This is a genomic window from Plantibacter sp. RU18 (assembly GCF_050613355.1).
Lineage (GTDB): Bacteria > Actinomycetota > Actinomycetes > Actinomycetales > Microbacteriaceae > Plantibacter.
Window position 1 is genome coordinate 286,312 of the sequence record NZ_CP159618.1, and the last position, 18,198, is coordinate 304,509.

17 protein-coding genes are annotated in these 18,198 nt (G+C 68.9%); 9 read left to right on the forward strand and 8 right to left on the reverse strand.

Annotated elements, in window-relative coordinates; all coding sequences use genetic code 11:
• From ABMA10_RS01315 to ABMA10_RS01325, 3 genes are all read right to left on the reverse strand, one after another.
• On the reverse strand, nt 1-1,287 hold the full coding sequence (locus ABMA10_RS01315) for a sugar ABC transporter substrate-binding protein (RefSeq protein ID WP_347869981.1): 1,287 nt from the start codon (nt 1,285-1,287) through the stop codon (nt 1-3).
• A gap of 238 nt (nt 1,288-1,525) precedes the next feature.
• Nucleotides 1,526-2,218: a FadR/GntR family transcriptional regulator gene (locus ABMA10_RS01320; RefSeq protein ID WP_347869982.1), complete on the reverse strand. Its 693-nt coding sequence runs from the start codon at nt 2,216-2,218 to the stop codon at nt 1,526-1,528.
• On the reverse strand, nt 2,215-2,955 hold the full coding sequence (locus ABMA10_RS01325) for an SDR family oxidoreductase (RefSeq protein ID WP_347869983.1): 741 nt from the start codon (nt 2,953-2,955) through the stop codon (nt 2,215-2,217). Before ABMA10_RS01325 ends, ABMA10_RS01320 begins: the two co-directional genes overlap by 4 nt.
• 106 nt (nt 2,956-3,061) lie before the next feature.
• Between ABMA10_RS01325 and ABMA10_RS01330 the strand changes: the two genes are divergently transcribed.
• On the forward strand, nt 3,062-3,832 hold the full coding sequence (locus tag ABMA10_RS01330; RefSeq protein ID WP_347869984.1) for an SDR family NAD(P)-dependent oxidoreductase: 771 nt from the start codon (nt 3,062-3,064) through the stop codon (nt 3,830-3,832).
• A gap of 101 nt (nt 3,833-3,933) precedes the next feature.
• Here ABMA10_RS01330 and ABMA10_RS01335 read toward each other — a convergent pair whose 3' ends face one another.
• A complete protein-coding gene (locus tag ABMA10_RS01335; RefSeq protein ID WP_347869985.1) occupies nt 3,934-5,175 on the reverse strand; it encodes an ice-binding family protein in 1,242 nt (413 codons plus the stop codon).
• Nucleotides 5,176-5,556: 381 nt separating this feature from the next.
• Between ABMA10_RS01335 and ABMA10_RS01340 the strand changes: the two genes are divergently transcribed.
• Nucleotides 5,557-6,462 (forward strand): serine hydrolase, encoded by a 906-nt coding sequence (locus ABMA10_RS01340; RefSeq protein WP_347869986.1) that lies wholly within the window; start codon nt 5,557-5,559, stop codon nt 6,460-6,462.
• Between the two features lie 227 nt (nt 6,463-6,689).
• Here ABMA10_RS01340 and ABMA10_RS01345 read toward each other — a convergent pair whose 3' ends face one another.
• Both ABMA10_RS01345 and ABMA10_RS01350 read right to left on the reverse strand, forming a co-directional pair.
• Nucleotides 6,690-7,100 carry an NUDIX hydrolase gene (locus ABMA10_RS01345; RefSeq protein ID WP_347869987.1) on the reverse strand — a complete coding sequence of 137 codons (411 nt, stop codon included), beginning with the start codon at nt 7,098-7,100 and terminating at the stop codon, nt 6,690-6,692.
• Complete coding sequence (locus ABMA10_RS01350; protein WP_347869988.1) at nt 7,097-7,930, reverse strand: esterase/lipase family protein; 834 nt, start codon at nt 7,928-7,930, stop codon at nt 7,097-7,099. Before ABMA10_RS01350 ends, ABMA10_RS01345 begins: the two co-directional genes overlap by 4 nt.
• Nucleotides 7,931-8,052: 122 nt before the next feature.
• Here ABMA10_RS01350 and ABMA10_RS01355 point away from each other — a divergent pair, with 122 nt between their 5' ends.
• Nucleotides 8,053-8,658, forward strand: coding sequence for a DUF4190 domain-containing protein (locus tag ABMA10_RS01355; protein WP_347869989.1), 606 nt, complete (start codon nt 8,053-8,055; stop codon nt 8,656-8,658).
• Nucleotides 8,659-8,850: 192 nt separating this feature from the next.
• On the opposite strand, the gene ABMA10_RS01360 is transcribed toward ABMA10_RS01355, so the two are convergent.
• Nucleotides 8,851-10,284, reverse strand: a complete 1,434-nt coding sequence (locus ABMA10_RS01360; RefSeq protein ID WP_414693711.1) for a glutamyl-tRNA reductase — start codon at nt 10,282-10,284, stop codon at nt 8,851-8,853.
• Nucleotides 10,285-10,343: 59 nt separating this feature from the next.
• Here ABMA10_RS01360 and hemE point away from each other — a divergent pair, with 59 nt between their 5' ends.
• The 6 genes from hemE (at nt 10,344) to ABMA10_RS01390 (ending at nt 16,461) form a co-directional block, all read left to right on the forward strand.
• The gene (gene hemE, locus ABMA10_RS01365; protein ID WP_414693708.1) at nt 10,344-11,474 is read left to right on the forward strand and encodes a uroporphyrinogen decarboxylase; all 1,131 of its coding nucleotides are present in this window, start codon (nt 10,344-10,346) and stop codon (nt 11,472-11,474) included.
• Nucleotides 11,471-13,036: a protoporphyrinogen/coproporphyrinogen oxidase gene (locus ABMA10_RS01370; RefSeq protein WP_431031112.1), complete on the forward strand. Its 1,566-nt coding sequence runs from the start codon at nt 11,471-11,473 to the stop codon at nt 13,034-13,036. The genes hemE and ABMA10_RS01370 overlap by 4 nt, the downstream gene beginning before the upstream one ends.
• Before the next feature lie 139 nt (nt 13,037-13,175).
• The gene (locus ABMA10_RS01375; protein WP_347869993.1) at nt 13,176-13,589 is read left to right on the forward strand and encodes a hypothetical protein; all 414 of its coding nucleotides are present in this window, start codon (nt 13,176-13,178) and stop codon (nt 13,587-13,589) included.
• Nucleotides 13,590-13,606: 17 nt separating this feature from the next.
• Nucleotides 13,607-14,029 (forward strand): phage holin family protein, encoded by a 423-nt coding sequence (locus ABMA10_RS01380; protein ID WP_347869994.1) that lies wholly within the window; start codon nt 13,607-13,609, stop codon nt 14,027-14,029.
• Entirely contained in the window at nt 14,019-14,270 is a 252-nt protein-coding gene (locus ABMA10_RS01385) for a DUF3618 domain-containing protein (RefSeq protein ID WP_347869995.1), read from the forward strand. The genes ABMA10_RS01380 and ABMA10_RS01385 overlap by 11 nt, the downstream gene beginning before the upstream one ends.
• A gap of 109 nt (nt 14,271-14,379) precedes the next feature.
• Complete coding sequence (locus ABMA10_RS01390) at nt 14,380-16,461, forward strand: bifunctional lysylphosphatidylglycerol flippase/synthetase MprF (RefSeq protein WP_431031113.1); 2,082 nt, start codon at nt 14,380-14,382, stop codon at nt 16,459-16,461.
• Nucleotides 16,462-16,470: 9 nt separating this feature from the next.
• Here the strand turns inward: ABMA10_RS01390 and ABMA10_RS01395 are convergent, their stop codons facing one another.
• Entirely contained in the window at nt 16,471-18,147 is a 1,677-nt protein-coding gene (locus ABMA10_RS01395; RefSeq protein WP_347869997.1) for a bifunctional aspartate transaminase/aspartate 4-decarboxylase, read from the reverse strand.
• Between the last annotated feature and the right edge of the window lie 51 nt (nt 18,148-18,198).

The following is an 18,198-nucleotide window of genomic DNA, read 5'->3' on the forward strand; positions in this document are numbered from 1 at the left end:
CTACTTGCCGTTCATGATGTCGTCCATCTCCTTGGCGGCGTCGGTCGTCGCCTCGTCGACCGACTTCGCTCCGGAGAGGATGGCCTGGATCATCGCGTTGGTGGTCTTCTTCGCCTGCACGGCACCGAACTTCGGTGTCACCGGGAGGGAGGCGCCGCCGTCGACGAACTGCTCGGCGAAGGGCTTGACCAGTGGGTCGTCGCTCTCGGTCGAGTCGGCGAGGAGCGAGGTCTGGCCGGGGAAGTACCCGGTCTGTTCGGCCCACTCGGCCGCGTACTTGCCGGTCGTCATCATCTCGATGAACTGGAACGCGAGGTCCTTGTTCTTCGAGGTGTTGAACATGCTGAGGTGCGAACCACCGAGCACGGAGGGCGAGATGCCGCCGTCCTCACCCGGGATCGGGATGGCGGCGAACTTGCCCTCGAGCTCCGGGTTCTTCTCGACGATGGTCGCCGGGGTCCAGGAGCCCATGATGGCCATGGCGACCTTGTCCTGCACGAAGTTGTCGAGGACGTCGGTCTCCTTCCAGGTGGTGGCGCCGGAGGAGGACAGGTCGTACTTGGTGGCGAGGTCGGTCCAGAACTGGATGCCGGCGCGCGACTCGTCGCTCGCGAGGCCCGACTTCCACGTCTTGCCGTCGAGCTCTGACACCTCGCCGCCAGCGCCCCAGACCCAGGGGTAGGCCGTGAACTCGGCGTCACCGGGGACGGGGAAGGGGATCATGTCGGGCTTGGCCGCCTTGATGGCGGTTCCGGCGTCGACGATCTCCTGCCAGGTGGTCGGGGCCTTCAGGCCGAGCTCCTCGAACACGTCGGTGCGGTAGACGATGGAGCGGACGCCCGCGTACCACGGCATGCCGTAGAGCTCGCCGTCGTAGGTGCCGGATCCGACGAGACCCTCGACGAGGTCGTCGCTCAGTCCGGCCTTCTCGACGTAGTCGCCGATGGGGGCGAGTGCTCCGGCGTCGGCGAACTCGGCGGTCCAGGTGGTGCCGGTCTCGGCGACGTCGGGCGTGGTGTTGCCGGCGATGGAGGTCACGAAGCGGTCGTGGGCGTCGGCCCACTGCACGTATTCGACCTTCAGGGTGGCGCCGGTCTCCTTCTTGAAGGCCGAGCCGACCTCATCGAAGAAGGCCTCGGAGTCCGGGTTCGTGCCCTGCATGATCCAGACGGTGAGCGTCTGGCCGCTGGCATCGACATCGCCGCTGCCGGAACCGCCACCGGCACAGGCCGTGAGGCCGAGCGCTGCGGTGGCGAGGACGGCGAGCGGAAGGGTGCGCTTGCGCATGGTGCTTCTCCTCGATTCGGGGATCGTGGTCCGAGCCGTCGTTGGCTCGGGTCCTGGGTCGTGGGAAACCGTGTTCGATCCCTGCTGTTTTCAGTGGGTGTGGAAACAGTATTCAATAAGTACAGGATGCTTGCAAATATTTTCCAGCACTGCAACACGCTCGTTACCTGGGTGACGGACATGTTTCGCGAAGCTGCAAGAACCGTGAGCGCACTTCGGCAGGCTCAGCGGCCGAGGTTCAGGCGGTGCGGGTGATGATCTCGCGCAGGAGGTCCGCCGCTCGATCGCCATCGCGGGCGATGATCGCCCGGACGAGGTCGTGGTGCAGGCGGGCGTCACGTGCATCGATCGCGCCCGTCGGAAGTCGGTCTGCGCGGTCGCGGAGGGCTTCATCGATCGCTCCGCCGACGCGGTCGAGGACCGGGTTCCCCGCCGCCCGGCGGATGAGCCGATGCAGACGCAGGTCCGCTTCGAGGAAGGCCGAGGCGTCCTGTGCCCCTGCCGACGCCTGCAGGGCGTCGCTCGCGGCGAGCAGTTCCGCCGTCTGCTCCGCCGTGCGGCGGTGGGCGGCCAGTCTGGCGGATTCGGGTTCGGTCGCGACACGGAGCTCGCGGATCGCGATCATGGTCGCCGCCCGGCGCTGTCCGACGAGCGCCCAGCGGAGGACCGTGGGCTGCAGCCAGTCCCAGTCCTCCTCCGGTCGCACCGTGTGGCCGACGTGCGCCCTGCTGGCGAGCAGCCCGAGGCCAGCGAGCACGCGCGTGGCCTCACGCACGACGGAGCGGGAGTGCCCGGCGAGCCTCATGAGATCGTCCACGGTGTGGACGGAGCCTGCGGGGAGCCGGCCGTCGACGATGTCCGTGCCGATGCGGTCGAGCGACCGGTCGAATGCGGATCGGCGGGCGAGGGGCGGCGTCGACTCCACGCTCACGCAGGCGTCGTGACGGCCGGGGAGGGGCGGGTCGGGGAGATCACCAGTTCATCGATTCGGACGTGGGGCGGCCCGTCGAGGACGAACTGCACCGAGCGGGCGATGTCCGCCGGCGTCAGCATCGTCCGTCGGGCATCGGCATCGGGGACCTGCGGACGCATCGCCAGGAAGGGGGTGTCGACGTCGCCCGGGCAGAGGTGGGTGGCGCCGACGCCGTTCACGCCCTCCTCGTCGTTCACCGTCGCGCAGATCGATGCGAGCGCCGTCTTGCTGGCGCTGTAGGCCACGCCGCCCTTGGTCGAGAAGCGCCAGCCGGCAAAGGAGGAGATGACGACGATGCGGCCCTGCGCGGCCCTGATGCCGGGCAGCGCCAGATGGATGGCGTGCGCGACCGAGGTGAGGTTCGTGTCGACGATCGCGGCGAACTCGGTCATCGACTGGTCGCCCCACCGCCGATTCGGGGCGTTGAGGCCTGCCGCGGCCACGAGGTCGTGAACCTGCCCGAATTCGGCGGCGATGCGTTCGTGTGCGGCGGCGAGCGACTCGGGTCGCGTCGCGTCGGCCTCGGCGGCGAAGGCGTCCCCGCCCGCCGAGCCGATCAGATCGACGGTCTCGAGCAGTGCGTCGCGTCGACGACCGGTGACGGCGACCCGCCAGCCTGCTCGGGCTGCGCGCTGCGCGATGGCGCGTCCCATGCCGCTGCCGCCGCCGGTCACCCAGAGCACTCGATTCGTCATGATGGGAGTCTATCGCCGTCGTCCTATAAGTATGTTTTAATCGCCGGGCGTGCGTTTCACCGTCGGCACACGGTCGGTCACGACGCATCGAGGACTGGAGAGAACGATGCTGCTCGACCTGACGGACCGACGGGTGATCGTGACCGGGGGAGCGCGCGGGATCGGCCGGGCGCTGGTGGAGTCGTTCCTCGCGGAGGGTGCGACGGTCGCCGTACTCGACCTCGATGTCACGGCGCTCGAACAGGCGCGAAGCGAGAACGCCGCTCGGCTCTTCCCCGTCGTGTGCAACGTCCGCTCCGAGGAGTCCGTCGTCGCAGCAGTCACGGAGGCCGCTGAGCGGATGAACGGGATCGACGTGCTCGTCAACAACGCGGGGATCAACGTCGAGGGACTCCTCGAGGACACGAGCGACGCCGCATGGACGGCCTGTTTCGATGTCAACGTCGGCGGGGTCTACCGGATGTCGAAGGCCGTCATCCCCTACCTGAAGGCGCAGGGCTCCGGCCGGATCATCAATGCGGCGAGCTTCGCCGCGATCATCCCGAGCGTGGGCAGCGCCGCCTACGCCGCGTCCAAGTCAGCGGTCGTCCAGCTCACCAAGGTGCTCGCCAGCGAGCTGGGGCCGTGGGACATCACCGTGAACGCGTACGCGCCAGGCATGGTCCCCACGGCCATGAACGGTTTCGCCGACCTGCCGGCGGATCGCCAGGACGAGCTGCTCGACACCCTGTCGCTTCGTCGCTGGGAGACACCGGCCGATGTCGCGAACGTGGTGCGCTTCCTCGCGAGCGACGAGGCAGGCTACGTGACCGGGGCCCTCATCGACGTGAGCGGCGGCAAGTTCGCGACCCAGTTCCCGGCCCGCGCCCGCCCCTGACCGTGACGAGCGCGGATCGTGGCGAGCGCGGATCGTGGCGAGCGCGGATCGTGGCGAGCGCGGATCGGGTCGGGCGCCAATCGGGTCAGGCGCGGGTGGGGTCAGCTGGTGCGCGTGCGGCGTCGCGCGGTGACCAGCAGGAGCGCCAGGCCTGCGAGCAGACCTGCTCCGCCGAAGGCCGCGAGCGGCACGGCGTCCGAGCCGGTGCTCGCGAGCTCGGACGGGGCGTTCGGCGTGCCGGACAGGTTCGGCGTCGCGGGACCGTTCGGGACGGCCGGTGCTCCGGGCACCTCAGGCAGGACCGGACCGGGGACGACCGCTGCCGGCGACGTCGTCACCGTGTAGGTGCCGGTGGCAGCCGGGGTGTCTCCGTTGCTCGCCGTGATGGTGAACGTGCTCGTGCCTGGAGTGGTCGGTGTCCCGGAGATGAAGCCCGTGTCCGTGTCGAGGGTCAGGCCGGCCGGGAGGGCACCGTCGGTGACGGTGTAGCTCGGTGCTGGAGTGCCCTCCGCGGTCACGGTGAACTCGTACGGTGTTCCGACCGTCGCGTCATCCGGGGTTCCGGAGGTGATCGTGGGTGACACGGTCTCGGACGGGGTGCCGACCGTCGGGCAGGCGGCAGGCACGGTGATCAGGTTCGTGTCGAGGGTCACCGCACCCGTCCTGGCGAGCAGGCGTCCGGTGATGGTGGCGCTCGTCGTCGCCGTGATGGACTCCTCGGCCAGGACGGTCCCGAAGAACTGCGCCGAGCTGCCGATCGTGGCGGAACTGCCGACCTGCCAGAAGACGTTGCAGGCGCTCGCGCCGCCGGAGAAGGTCATGACCGTCCCGGAGCCGATGGTCAACGAGCTCGCGGCCTGGATCACCCAGACGGACGCTGCGGAACCGGCGAACGCGATCGCTCCCGTGTCCGCGAGGTCGACGGCGTCGCCGGAGTAGACGCCCGGGGTGAGCGACCGACCGTTCAGCTGTTCGATGCCGCTCTCGATGGGGGTGAGTGACGCCGCGACGTTGTACGCGGTCGTGAGATCGGCCTGCGCGAGCGCGGCCGGTTCGTCGTTCGTGTGGAGGACGCCGCCCACGATCACGCCTGGCCCCTCGGTGAAGCCGGTGACCGAGGTGCCTGGGCTCAGCCCGACATCCCCGTTCACGACGGTCGGACCGGTGTTGGTCACCGTCGAGGCGCCGAGCACGCCGTAGCTGGATGCAGACCGGAGGTTGACCGGGCCGTCGATGACGGTGTCGGCATTCGCTGCCCACGACGAGGTGAGGGCGATGGCGATGCCGGCGCCGAGCGCTGCCGCTGCGCGGAGGAGGGAGGATGAACGGGTCGAGCGGGCCATGTCGGCACCTGACTACGAAGAGGAAGCACCAGATGTGGACGAATAGAAGCGTCTGCGTGATCCCCGTTGAGCGACGTTGGCACGAATACAGCCCCGAATGGGTGACATATCCGTTAAACGTCGTTTCGGTCCCGGAGTCGCATCTGGAAGCCGCTTCAGCGGTGCGAAAGACGTCAGATGTCGGACCGACGCGCCCGGAATGACATCGGGCGGGCGCCGGATTCGCAGCTCGCGCAAAGGGCGCTTACGATACCTTGGACGACACATCCTCCGACCTGCTGAGCGGGTCTCTGGAAGACCGTCGAGTGGGCTGACCGGGGCAGGTCCACACCCCGTACCACCGTCGGAATCACCATCGGGAGCAGAGGAGTTCGGTCAGCCGTGGCTTCACGAGTGCAAGAGTCCGAGCGTCGCAGATCGCGCGACGCCCGCCGAGGCCGCCATCGCGCGTCCGGACAGGTCGAACCGTTCACCCGCGGGTTCAGCGCCCTGGGCGAACTGGCCGCATCCGGTGCGCAGGTCACCCTGCGCATCAACGACATCACCACGGGCGAGACCCTAATGTCGGTCGACGACCACGTCGTCGTCCCCACGGCGTCCATCGGCAAGGTGCTGTTGCTCATCGAGGTCGCTGCTCGCCTGGGCGATGCCGACTTCAGTGGCCTCACCATCCTCGACCGTGAACCGCTCGACGCCGTGGCGGGCTCCGGCATCTGGCAGCACCTGCAGGCACCGTCGTTGCCCGTCGCCGATCTCGCGGCACTCGTCGGAGCGACGAGCGACAACCTCGCGACGAACGTCCTGCTGCGCCACATCGGCCTCGCTGCTGTTCGGCACCGGACCGAGGAGATCGGCCTGAAGCGCACCGCCCTCCTCGACATCGTCCGCGATCACCGTGGCCCTGACAACGCACCGCAGCTGTCCGTCGGGTCGGCCCGCGAACTCGCGTGGCTGTTCCAGGCGCTCGCGACCGGAGAGATCGTCGACGCCACCACCAGCCGGCGCGTGCTCGGTTGGCTGTCGCTCAACACCGACCTCTCGCTCGTCGCATCCGGCTTCGGGCTCGACCCGCTCGCCCATCGCGAACCCGATCACGGCATCCAGCTCTTCAACAAGACCGGTTCCGATGTCGGCGTCCGATCCGAGGCAGGCATCCTCCGCGGTCCGAACGGTGCTGTCAGCTATGCAGTGTGCACGAGCTACGACGATGCCGAGCTCGGCATCCGTCTCGGTGTGGTCGACGCCGTGCGTATCCTCGGCCAGGACCTCCTCGAGTACGTGCACTGATCCCGTCCCGTTCCCGTCGTCGTCTTCTTCTTCTTATACTTCTTCTTCTTCCCTAACTCAGGAAGTCCCCGGCGTGTCGGAACCCGTCATCGTGGCTCAGCCGCGCCACGCCGAGCCGCTCCTGAGTTAGGGAGGTTCTCGCGTTGGGGAAGCTCCTGAGTTAGGGAGGTTCTCGCGTTGGGGAAGCTCTCGCGTTGGGGAGGTTCCTGGGTGAGGGACGGGAGAGGTCAGTCGATGAGGTCTGCTGCGGCGAGGCGCTCGAGCACCTCACGGCCGGCGGGCGGACAACGCTCGAGTGATTCCGTGCCCACCCAGTGCACGGCGCTGACCTCCGCTGACGGCCGCGGCTCCTGGTCGGTCTCCGCCGCGAACACGTGCATGCGCACGAGTCTGCCGTCCGGTTCCCCGTGGGCCTGCGTGACGACGGTGAAGAGGAGTTCGACCTCCGCGACGTCGATCTCGACGGCGGTCTCCTCGCGCGCCTCGCGGACGGCGGCTTCCGACGGCGTCTCGTCCGCATCGATCTTCCCGCCCGGCATGTAGAGGACGTCGCGACCGCGAGCCGTCACCATGAGCACGCGGCGTTCGCGGATGATCGCGACGGCCGACACGAGGATGTCGGCGAGTGCAGTGCTCATGCGTGTGCCCGCTCGGCCATGTCGTCGACCGCGAGTTCCACTGCGTCGGCGAGTTCCGCCGTGCCGAGGATCACGAAGTGACCGGGCACCGGCAGGAGCACGTTGGTCGCGCCAGGCAGCACGCTGCCGTCGGGGACGTGTGGATCGAACGCACTGTAGATCGACACCACGTCGGCGTTCACGCTCCGCTCGTCGCCGAGGGCCACGATCGTCTCGTCGGTGGGGAGGAACTCGCGGATGCTCGGGGCCGCGATGTACCTGGCCATCTTCGATCCGGAGAACGGTGTGCAGACCGCGACGACGCCGAGCAGCCCGAGTCGCTCTCGGTGGGTGATGAGGAGGTCCTTGCCGATGAGACCACCCTTGCTGTGTGCGACGATCACGCACCCGGCGTCGGGCTTCGGCAGTCGCCCGAGTGCGCGCGCGAACCGCGCGGACGTGTCGCGGATGGGCCGACGGTTGTAGCCGAGGCCTCGGGCGATACGGATCCGGTAGCCGTCTGCGTTGAGGCGGTCGGCGACCGGCTTGAGGAACGCCCACGTCTCGTAGACGCCGGGGATCAGGACGACGACGGGGCGGCCGGCGTCTCCGCGCCAGTACTCGCGAGGGATGCGCCCGCTGAAGAACGCCCGGAGATGCCAGAGGCTCGCGTACACGTAGTCGGCGGCGATGATCGCGGCGACTTTGAGGGGTCCTGGGCGTTCGGCGACCGGCGGGGTCGCGGCGATCGTGACGTCCTCGGCTTCCGCCAGCGTCTCTTCGTCCATGCCCACCCCCACTTCCATCTTGCCACCGGCGGCGATCACCCACGGCGTTCCAAGCGCATTCACGGCACTCCACGAACTGCCAGACGCCGCGCCGAATCGGGGGGTTACGCTGTGTTGACAAGGTGACTGCACGCTGCAAGCATGAGTCCCGTTCATCGAACCCCTATGCGCGAGGTGCAACTTCCATGACTGATCCGACTTCCGGCCAGCAGAACGACCAGTACGGTCAGGCTCAGCCTCCCCAGCAGCCGCCCTACGGCGAGTCCCAGGTGCCGCCGGCTCCGCAGTACGGCGAGCAGGCTCCGCAGTTCGGTGAGCAGCCGCAGCAGTACGGTCAGCCGCAGGCACCGCAGTTCGGTGAGCAGCCCCAGCAGTACGGTCAGCCGCAGGCGCCGTACGGTGAGCAGCCCCAGCAGTACGGCCAGCCGCAGGCGCCCTACGGCGAACAGCCGCAGAACCCCTACGGTCAGCCTGCAGCGCCGTACGGTCAGCCCCAGCCCTACGGTCAGCAGCCCTACGGCTACGCCCAGCCGACCGGCCCGAAGACGAACGTCATGGCGATCATCTCGCTTATCGCGCCGTTCGTCGGCTTCTCCCTCGTCGGCCTGGTGCTCGGCATCATCGCCATGAACCAGATCAAGAAGACGGGTGAGCAGGGCCGAGGCCTGGCGCTTGCCGGAACGATCGTGAGCGGCGCGTTCGTCGTCCTCTCCGTCGTCTTCCTCATCCTGTACGTGCTGTTCTTCGCGAGCATGATGGGCGCGGCGTCGTCGTACAACTACGACTACTGATCCGCGGGCCTGCTCGGCAGGCGAGGTACGAAGGGCATCGGCATCGCGCCGGTGCCCTTCGTCGTTCGTGGGAGCTCGCTCACTGAGCTTGTCGAAGTGACTACGGGCGCATCTCGACAGGCTCGATGAACGGAGGACGAGTTCCTTCGTCTGTCGCGGGGACGCCGCTCGACGAGCGGCCGGCGATAGCGCCTAGGAGGCGGAGGCGGCGGAACCGGCGTCGCGCGTGACGGTCGAGGCCGCCTGGACGTCGAGGCCGAAGAGCGTCTGAAGCGCTGCGGTGTAGGCGAGCTGCTCGCCGTTCCGCGCGAACTCCCGTGCGCGGACGGTCGGCTCGTGCAGGAGGACGCCCGCGAGGTGACGGAGCGCCTGGGCGGTGCTGCCGTCGTCGCCTCGGGCCGCGGCGCGGGTCACCTCGGCTTCGACGAGGGCGTGCACGTGGCTGCGGAGGGCGACGACCGCGGGCTCGAGGCTGCGCTCCTCGCCGACCGCGGCGAACTTCTGGGCGGCGCGGCTCACGATGGAGCGTGCGACCTCGGTGGCCTGCAGCTCTTCGAGTGGCGCGTGGATGCGGATGGTCTCGAGGTCGAGCAGTTCGACGCCCGAGAAGGTCGCGACGTCGGGGTCGACGTTGCGAGGGAGTCCGAGGTCGATGACGAGCTGCGCCGCGGTGTGCTGCACCGGGCACTCTGTGGCTGCGTCGGTGATGACGTCATGGGCGAGTGCTGCGACGCCGGTGTTCTCCGTCGTGGCCTCTGGCATCGAGGAGACGAGTGAGAGCGTGGGTGTCCCAGCCGCAGCGCGCTCGCGGTGCAGTGCTCCGAGCCGGGCGCGGCCGTCGTGGAGGAGGGCTGCGTCGACGACGTGGCCCTCTGCCGTGGTGCAGGTGACGATGAGGCCGACTTCTGCGGTCGTCGTCGCGAGCTCGTCGTCGGTGATCCAGCCGATCTCGTGGGAGCGCGCGAACTTCTCGGCACGGCCGGACGGTGAGTAGACGAGGACATCGGTGACGCCGCGGTCGCGGAGCGCTGCGAGGCTGGCCCCGGCGTAGGCGCCGGTGCCGACGAGGAGGACCCGCTGGGCGGCCCAGTCGTCGATACGGCTCTCGGCGAGGTCGAGCGAGAGACGGACGATCGAGCGTCCTGCACGGCCGAGCGGTGTGCGGTTCTTGATGCCGCGGGAGGTCTGCGATGCGCGCTGGAACAGGCGCTCGAGTTCGGAACTCGTGGTGCCGCCGGCGCGGGCCGACTCGAGCGAGCGGCGCACCTGACCGGCGATCTCGCCTTCGCCGACGACGACGGACTCGAGACCGGCTGAGACGGCGAAGAGGTGCTCGGCTGCTGCGGTACCGACACTGAGGTCGAACACCTCTCGCAGCTGTTCGGCGGGGATGCCCGTGGTGTCGCTGACCGCCTCGGCGGCGGCTTCGAAGGCGACCGAGGCCGCTGCGGTGACCGGCTCGTCGAGGTCGATGTACGCCTCGAAGCGGTTGCAGGTCGCGACGACGACGGCGCCGGACACGCACTCGTTGTGGGCGATCAGGCGCGCGGCAACGCCCTCCGCGCCGACAGAGAGTCGTTCGAGGAGGTCGAAACTGGCGTTCTTATGGCTCGCCGTCACACACATGAGCACCTGTCGAGTGTACCCGAGGAGCACGGACGGCTTCCCGCGGAAGCAACCCAGGCATGCCTCACCTGCTCCGGAGGAGGTGGGAGGATGGAGGGGTGAGTCTTCCTCCCGAACATCCGCTCGTCACCGGCGCGACCCAGGCCTCGCCGCTCATCACCGCGTATCGAGGCGTGCGCCCCGAGCGCACGCCCGTCTGGTTCATGCGGCAGGCCGGTCGTTCGCTGCCCGAGTACCGCGAGTTGCGCATCGGCACCGCGATGCTCGACGCGTGCCTGGATCCCGCGATGGCGAGCGAGATCACGCTGCAGCCGATCCGACGCCACGGGACGGACGCCGCCATCTTCTTCAGCGACATCGTGGTGCCGCTCAAGCAGGCGGGCGTCGCGGTCGAGATCGTTCCGGGTCGCGGCCCGGTGATGGGTTCAGCGGTGCGCACGGCCGCCGAGGTCGACGCGCTCGTCTCCCTGGATCCGGCGGTCCTTGACGACACCCTCGCCCCGATCCGCGAGGGCGTGTCGCTCACGGTCGCGGGCCTCTCCGGCATCGGCGACGGCAGCACCCCGCTCATCGGTTTCGCCGGGGCGCCGTTCACGCTCGCGGCCTACCTGGTCGAGGGCGGACCCTCGAAGGACCACCTCGCCGCTCGAACGCTCATGCACGCGGATCCTGCATCGTGGGCGAAGCTCATGACCTGGTGCGCCGACGTCACGGGCCGCTTCCTCCGCGCCCAGGTGCTCGCAGGAGCCTCAGCAGCGCAGCTGTTCGACTCCTGGGCGGGTGCGCTCTCCCTGGACGACTACGAGCGTCACGTCGCGCCGGCCTCTGCGGCAGCGCTCTCGCACGTCGCCGACCTCCCCGTGCAGAAGGTGCACTTCGGTGTCGGCACCGGTGAGCTGCTCGGGGCGATGCACCGGGTGGGGGCCGACGTCGTCGGCATCGACTACCGCCTCGCGCTCGACGAGGGCATCCGTCGGCTCGGCGGGGACGTCCCGGTGCAGGGCAACATCGATCCTGCGCTGCTGGCCGCTCCATGGCCCGTCCTCGAGGCGCATGTCCTCGACGTCCTCCGCCGCGGCACGGCGGCTCCGGCTCACGTCCTCAACCTCGGACACGGTGTGCCGCCCGAGACCGACCCGGACGTGCTGACCCGCATCGTCACCCTCGCCCACGATTGGCAGCCGGCATGAGTCTCACCCCCAAGCGCGTCGTCGTCATCGGCGGCGGCATCGCCGGACTGGTCGGTGCGATCGACTGCGCCAAGGTCGGCATCGACGTGACCGTCGTCGAGTCCGCGCAGTCCTTCGGCGGCGCGGTCGCTGCTGCTGAGGTCGCAGGCCTCCTGGTCGATGTCGGCGCCGAGAGCTTCGCGACCCGCGGCGGATCGGTCGCGGAGCTCATCGAACAGCTGGGGATCACCGACTGCGTCGTCCGACCGAACCGCGCCGGCGCCTGGTTGCACATCGCGAAACCGGGTCAGGCGGCCCGCACCGTACCGCTGCCGAAGGCCGGGCTGCTCGGGATCCCGACGAACCCCCTGGCAGACGACGTCCGTCGGGTCATCGGGTGGACCGGCTCGCTCCGTGCGTACCTCGACCGCATCCGACCTCCGCTCACGATCGGGGCCGAGCACAACCTCGGCACGCTCGTCCGGAAGCGCATGGGCTCGGCCGTCCACGACCTCCTCGTCGCTCCGGTCACCTCGGGTGTGTACTCGGCGATGCCCGAGGACCTCGACGTCGACCGGGCCGCCCCCGGTCTGAACGCCGCCCTCACTCGCACCGGCGCGTTGTCGCTCGCCGTCTCGGCCCTGCGCGAGTCCGCTCCTGCCGGGGCGGCTGTCGGCGGCCTCGACGGTGGCATGACGGTCCTGGTCGACGCCCTCGTCGCGGAACTCGAGCACCGGGCCTCGACGCTCATCACCGGTGTCGCCGTCAGTGCCATCTCCCGCGAGCCGTTCGACATCGACATCGACACGGACGCGGAGGGTGTCGGCCTCGGCGATGCCGGCCTGCCGCGCATGAGCGAGCGACGCGCAGACCCGGACTCCCGACGTGCCACCGGGCCGCAGCCTGCGTGGTACATCGCCCTGACCGACGGCCGCGTGCTCGAAGCCGACCTGGTGCTCGTGGCGACGCCCGAACGACAGGCACGCAACCTCCTCGCCGATGTCGGCCCGGCGCTCCGGGACCTCCCGGCGGCCGGAGACGACGCCGGAGACCCCGTGCTCCCGGCGCCCATCGAACTCGCCACCATCGTGCTCGACGAGCCCGCTCTGGACGCTGCGCCCCGCGGCTCCGGTCTCCTCGTCGCGCCAGGCTCCACACTGCATGCGAAGGCCCTCACCCACGCGACCGCGAAGTGGGGCTGGCTCGCCGCACGCGCGAAGGAGCAGGGTGAGCACCGTCACGTCATCCGACTGTCCTTCGGGCGTCAGGGCGAGGCGGATGCCACGAGTGGGCTGTCCGACGAGGAGCTGTTGGCCGTCGCGCTCACTGACGCCTCCGTCATGCTGGGTGTCGAGCTCGACCCCGCGAGCGTGCGCGGGTTCCACCGTGTGTCGTGGACGGGCACGCAGCCGACCGCGGCGCGCGGGCACCGTGAACGGTCCGCGATCATCCGCGAGGCCGTCGCAGAGGTCCCTGACCTCGCCGTCACCGGGGCGTGGTTGTCCGGCACCGGCCTCGCCTCGGTCGTCCCGGACGCGCACGAAGCCGCCGCTCGCCTCCGGCACCAGGCGCTGCAGCTGTAGTCGCAGACCACACGACATATGCCCGACCGGGCATCTTTTCCTGTCAACCCCCGACATGATGGTGGCGCCCGGACGCGTCGCGACTACGCTGGAACAGTTGGATGCAGCACCCAGTACGACTCGAACAGACGGAGGCGCCATGAAGGGCAAGGTCATGTTCGTCGTCGGTGGGCTCACGGGCTACGTGCTCGGAACCCGCGCCGGACGCGAACGATACGAGCAGATCAAGACGCAGTGGTTGAAGCTGTGGAACGCGAAGCCCGTGCGCGCGCAGCGCACGAAGGTCGAAGACTTCGCGAAGGCTCGCGTGAGCGAGGTTCCGGCGGCTCTGTGGAGCGGTGTCACGAGCGTCGCGAAGGTCGTCACCCAGCAGGGCTCGACACCCGGTCAGAAGCTCGACAAGTCGATCGCCAAGGCTGAGACCGCCGTCGAAGACGTCCAGGACGCCATCGACGATGCCCTGGAGGCCAAGAGCACGAAGCCTGCGGCCAAGACGCCCGCGAAGCCTGCGGCACGGAAGCCTGCGGCTGCCAAGCCGAAGACGGCCGAGTAGCGCAAGCGATGCCGTTCATGAGTGACCGCAACCGATCCGAGCCGCGCTTCGACAAGCGCGACGAATCCCTCCTGACCCTCGTCGGTCAGCTACCGGGTATCGTCTCGAACCTCGTCAAGGCCGAGATCGCGAACGCGAAGACGCAGCTCGCCCACAAGGGCAAGTACGCGGGGATCGGCGCGGCGTTCGTCGCCGGCGCCGCCGTGTTCCTGTTCTTCGCGGTGGGCGTCCTCGTCGCCGTCCTCATCCTCGCGCTCGCGCTCGTCATGCCGTCCTGGCTGGCCGCGCTCTGCGTGTTCGTGCTCTTCGTCCTCGTCGCAGCGGTCCTCGTGCTCATCGCCCTCAGGTACTTCAAGAAGATCAACGAGGACCCGAGCCCGATCGACAACGTGAAGGAAGACATCAAAGCAGTGAAGGGGCTCGGCGAATATGACCGTTGACCAGTACCCGGGAGCAACGCCCACGCCCGAGCAGGCTCGTGCGGAGCTCGTCGCCACGCTGAACGCGATCGAGGACAAGCTCAACGTCCCGAAGCAGGTGCACCGTGCCAAGCGGCGCGCCGTCGTCCGCATCGCCACGGTCAAGGTCGAGCGTCCTGCGGTCTTCTACGCGGGTGTCGCGGGAGTTGCCGCTGCCGCTGGACTGGCCGTGTGGGGTATCGTCAGGGCCATCGCCCGCTAGCAGGCTGTTCACTCGGCAGCACTGCCCGTCGAGTTCGGAGACCCACATGGTCCTGTATCCCGCTGGAAGCAGTTCGCTGCGTCACCTGAGGCACGGGTCGTAGCGCGCCATGACGGATCCTGGGGTCGTGGTCCGTGACCGACGCGGTCAGGTGTCGGGCGTCGCGCGCCGCATTCCTGCGACGCTCGTCTTCATCGGTGTGCTGCTGGTGCTCGGCCTCGTCTCGGAGGCGTTGTGGCGACCGCTCGCCGACGGACCGTGGCGCGAATGGGTCGCCTATGGGGTCCCGGCGTTTGAGCAGGGGCGGTTCTGGACACCGATCACGGGCACGTTCTTCTTCTCGCAGCCCTGGTTCTATGCGTTGATCCCCGTCGGTTTCGCCGGCTTCGCGTACCTGGAGTTCCGGCGAGGCACGCGGGTCGTGCTGACCTATTTCTGGATCGGGCAGCTCGTCGCGATCGTCGTCGCCGCCCTGTTCTTCTGGCTGTTCGCGATGACGGGTTGGCCGTGGGCGCAGATGCAGGCCGGTGCGCTCGACGCCGGCCCCGGCAGCGGACTCATGGCGTGCATGGTCGCGGCCATCGCCCTGGTCCCGACGCCCTGGCGTGTGCGCGGCCTCTTCATCCTGCTCGCCGGCCTGCTCGTCGCCACGCTCTTCGGTGGTCGCCTGGCCGATGCGGAGCATCTGCTCGCAGCGGTGGCCGTGCTCGTCGTCGACCGCCCGCTGCGACTGCGGAAGGCGACCATCCGGGAGAAACGGCTGATCGCGTTCGTCGGCATACTCGCGCTCGGGGCGATCACGGTGCTCGTCGCGCTCGTGCCGACGAACGGACCGTTCGGGAAGACACAGCCGCTGTCGGGGTCGATCGGGGACGTGCTCTTCGACGTCGTGGTGATCCTCCTCATCGCGAACGGGCTGCGTCGGGCGCGGCGGCTCGCCTGGCTGGTGGCGATCCTGCTCGGCCTCGTCAACCTGCTCGCCGCCGCCATCGTCCTGCTCCTGGTCGGTGCGGGGGAGCAGGACGACGTGACCCTCGTCCTCGGAGGAGACCCGTCGACGGAGATCGCGACGGCGATCCTCTGGTTGCTGATGATCGCGTACCTCATCGTCTACCGAGGCGCCTTCCGGTGGCGCAGGACTGCCAAGCTCGGCGCCTCGCCCCGACCGGACGCCGACGAGGTGCGGCAGCAGCTGCAGGCCCACGGCGGCGGGACCCTGTCATGGATGACCACGTGGGACGGCATGCGCTACGCCCGCACACCGACCGGCATCGTCGCCTATCAGGTGCACGCAGGTGTGGCGGTGGCGCTCGCCGATCCGATCGGCCCGGAGGACGGACGAGCGCAGGCGGCCGCGGACTTCGCGACGATGGCTGAGGAAGCGGGCCTCGTGCCGTGCTTCTTCAGCTCTCAGGAGAGCACTCGAGCCGCGGTACCGGACAGTTGGCGGAACCTCATCGTGGCCGACGACACGATCGTCGACCTGCCGGGACTCGAATTCGTCGGCAAACGCTGGAATTCTGCGCGAACGGCCATGAACCGGGCGACGCGCGAGGAGATGACCTTCCGGATGTCGCGGCTGGTCGACGAGTCCTGGGGCATCAAAGCGCAGCTGCGCGGCATCTCCGAGATGTGGGTGGGTGACAAGAGCCTGCCGGAGATGGGGTTCACGCTCGGCACCCTCGACCAGGCGCTCGACCCGGAGGTGCGCGTCGCGTTGGCGATCTCCCCGAACGGAGACGTCGACGGCTTCCTCTCGTGGCTGCCGGTCTATGGCGCCGACGGCGTCGTCCGCGGCTGGACGCTCGACCTCATGCGTCGTCGTGATGGCGGCTTCCCGCCCGTGATGGAGTATCTGCTCGGCTCATCCGCACTGCACTTCCGTGATGAGGGCGCACAGTTCATGTCGCTCTCCGGCGCGCCGCTCGCTCACGAGTACCCGCCGGATGCCGGACCGATCGCGGTGCTCAGCGACAAGCTCGCCGAAGGCCTCGAACCGGTGTATGGCTTCCAGTCGTTGCACCGGTTCAAGGAGAAGTTCCACCCGCGCTACGAGACGCTCTACCTGCTGTTCCGCGACGAGTCGGACCTCACGAGGATCGCCGCGGCGTTGACCCGCGCGTTCCTGCCAGGGGCCACCGTCCGCCAGTTCGCCGGTGCCGGCCTGGAGCTCGTCCGCGGCAAGAGCTGAGCGAGGCGGTCAGAGTCCGTGGACTGCTCCGCTGTCGTGCGTCCGTGCTGGAGCGTCGTCGGATTCACCCTCCCACTCGGCGAGGTACTGCAGTGAGACAGCCCGGAGACTCCTGCCGATCTGCGCGTAGTCCTCGTCGCGCAGGTTCGCGAGGGAGACACGGATCGACCACGCCGGCCCCTGGAAGCCGCCGCCGTTCAGGAGGATGATGCCCGTCTGCTCGGCCAGTCGGAAGAGGATGTCCGTCGGTTCGTAGTTCGCCTCGAGGTAGCTCGCGAACCCCGGAGCCCAGTGGCGGCGGGCATAGGCGAGGAGGTCGAGTTCGACGTAGTAGCCGACGCGGTTCGGGTCGTCCGGGAAGGTGACTCCCATCCCCTCGGCCAGCATCCCCAGTCGGCGTGCGATGAGCCGCTGGACGGTCTGCCGGTAGTGCTGCCCGGTGTCGAGCAGGGCGTAGGTCGAGAAGAGCAGCAGCATGCACTGCTGGGGGAGCGATAGGCCCGCAGTGTGGTTGAGCGCGACGGACCGGCTGTCCGCGACGAGACGGTCGATGAACCGGATCTCCCGCGGGTGCAGCGTGAGCGTGCCGTAGCGTCGATCGAGCCGCACCTGATCCGCCTCGTCGAGGGCGCTGATCGCCTCGTCGAAGATGTTGTCCCGGTTCACGGCGATGAGCCCGAGCCGCCAGCCGGTGGCGCCGAAGTACTTCGAGTAGGAGTACACGCCGATCGTGTTCCGGGGCAGCTCTGCCATGAGGGAGCGGAAGCCGTCGATGAAGGTCGCATAGACGTCGTCGGTGATGATCGCGAGGCGCGGGTTGTGCTCGCGGACGACCTCGGAGAGCAGCTGCATGGTGTCCTCGGCCATCCGCACCGACGGCGGGTTCGACGGGTTCACGACGAAGAGTGCCTTGATCGAGGTGTCGCGGAGCCGCTCGATCTGCTCCGGCGGGTACTGCCAGGTGTTGACGCCGCGCTCGTCGACGGTGCTCGCCGTGATGTGCACGACGTCGAAGTCGTAGTCGGGGAGCTCAGGGATCTCGAGGTAGGGGCTGAAGATGGGCGTCATGATCGCGATGCGGTCGCCGGGGCTGAGGATCCGGTTGGTGACGAGCGAGTCGAACAGGTAGCACATCGCGGCCGTGCCGCCCTCGACGGCGAAGAGGTCGAACGGTGTCTCCGGGGCGACGCCGGCGCACAGCTCCTGCACCAGGTACTCGCGGGCGACCACCTCGGTGTGCCGGAGTATGCGGTCGGGGGAGGGGTAGTGGTCGCCGATGACGGAGTCCGCGAGTTCCCAGACGAACGAGTCCGGCGAGAACCCGAGCTGCTCCACACCATGGTCGAGGGTACCGCGCAGCAGGGCGATGCCGGGCTCGCCCACATGCTCGTCCAGCCAGCGTTCGAACCGCGAGGCGATGCCGTCCTTCTCCGGCACACCGATGAGCTCGGGGTCCCACTCGGCGTTCTCCCGCGACACGGCGAGCGCGAACTGGCCGAGCGCGAAGAACGCCTCGCGGGGCGTCGACGCGATGAAGTTCGGGTTGCCCCGACCGGCGTTGAGCATCTGGAACGCCGTGCGTGACTCGTGCTCGCCCGCCATCCGTTGCAGTTCGGCCTTCAGCTCGAACGGCGACAGGGTCTGCAGCCTGACGATCTGCTCGCGGGTCACGCTGGCGATGGGCATGGAGCGTCCTTCCGGTGGATGGTCGGGCGCTGCCGAGGATCCGGCGCGGCC

Bases quoted from the DNA above. Each gene is read 5' to 3' on its own strand.
- ABMA10_RS01375 (WP_347869993.1), top strand. From the start codon at position 13,176: ATGAAGGGCAAGGTCATGTTCGTCGTCGGTGGGCTCACGGGCTACGTG.
- ABMA10_RS01330 (WP_347869984.1), top strand. From the start codon at position 3,062: ATGCTGCTCGACCTGACGGACCGACGGGTGATCGTGACCGGGGGAGCG.
- ABMA10_RS01395 (WP_347869997.1), bottom strand. From the start codon at position 18,147: ATGCCCATCGCCAGCGTGACCCGCGAGCAGATCGTCAGGCTGCAGACC.
- ABMA10_RS01325 (WP_347869983.1), bottom strand. From the start codon at position 2,955: ATGACGAATCGAGTGCTCTGGGTGACCGGCGGCGGCAGCGGCATGGGA.
- ABMA10_RS01385 (WP_347869995.1), top strand. From the start codon at position 14,019: ATGACCGTTGACCAGTACCCGGGAGCAACGCCCACGCCCGAGCAGGCT.
- ABMA10_RS01315 (WP_347869981.1), bottom strand. From the start codon at position 1,287: ATGCGCAAGCGCACCCTTCCGCTCGCCGTCCTCGCCACCGCAGCGCTC.
- ABMA10_RS01370 (WP_431031112.1), top strand. From the start codon at position 11,471: ATGAGTCTCACCCCCAAGCGCGTCGTCGTCATCGGCGGCGGCATCGCC.
- ABMA10_RS01390 (WP_431031113.1), top strand. From the start codon at position 14,380: ATGACGGATCCTGGGGTCGTGGTCCGTGACCGACGCGGTCAGGTGTCG.
- ABMA10_RS01335 (WP_347869985.1), bottom strand. From the start codon at position 5,175: ATGGCCCGCTCGACCCGTTCATCCTCCCTCCTCCGCGCAGCGGCAGCG.
- ABMA10_RS01360 (WP_414693711.1), bottom strand. From the start codon at position 10,284: ATGTGTGTGACGGCGAGCCATAAGAACGCCAGTTTCGACCTCCTCGAA.
- ABMA10_RS01345 (WP_347869987.1), bottom strand. From the start codon at position 7,100: ATGAGCACTGCACTCGCCGACATCCTCGTGTCGGCCGTCGCGATCATC.
- hemE (WP_414693708.1), top strand. From the start codon at position 10,344: ATGCCTCACCTGCTCCGGAGGAGGTGGGAGGATGGAGGGGTGAGTCTT.
- ABMA10_RS01380 (WP_347869994.1), top strand. From the start codon at position 13,607: ATGAGTGACCGCAACCGATCCGAGCCGCGCTTCGACAAGCGCGACGAA.
- ABMA10_RS01355 (WP_347869989.1), top strand. From the start codon at position 8,053: ATGACTGATCCGACTTCCGGCCAGCAGAACGACCAGTACGGTCAGGCT.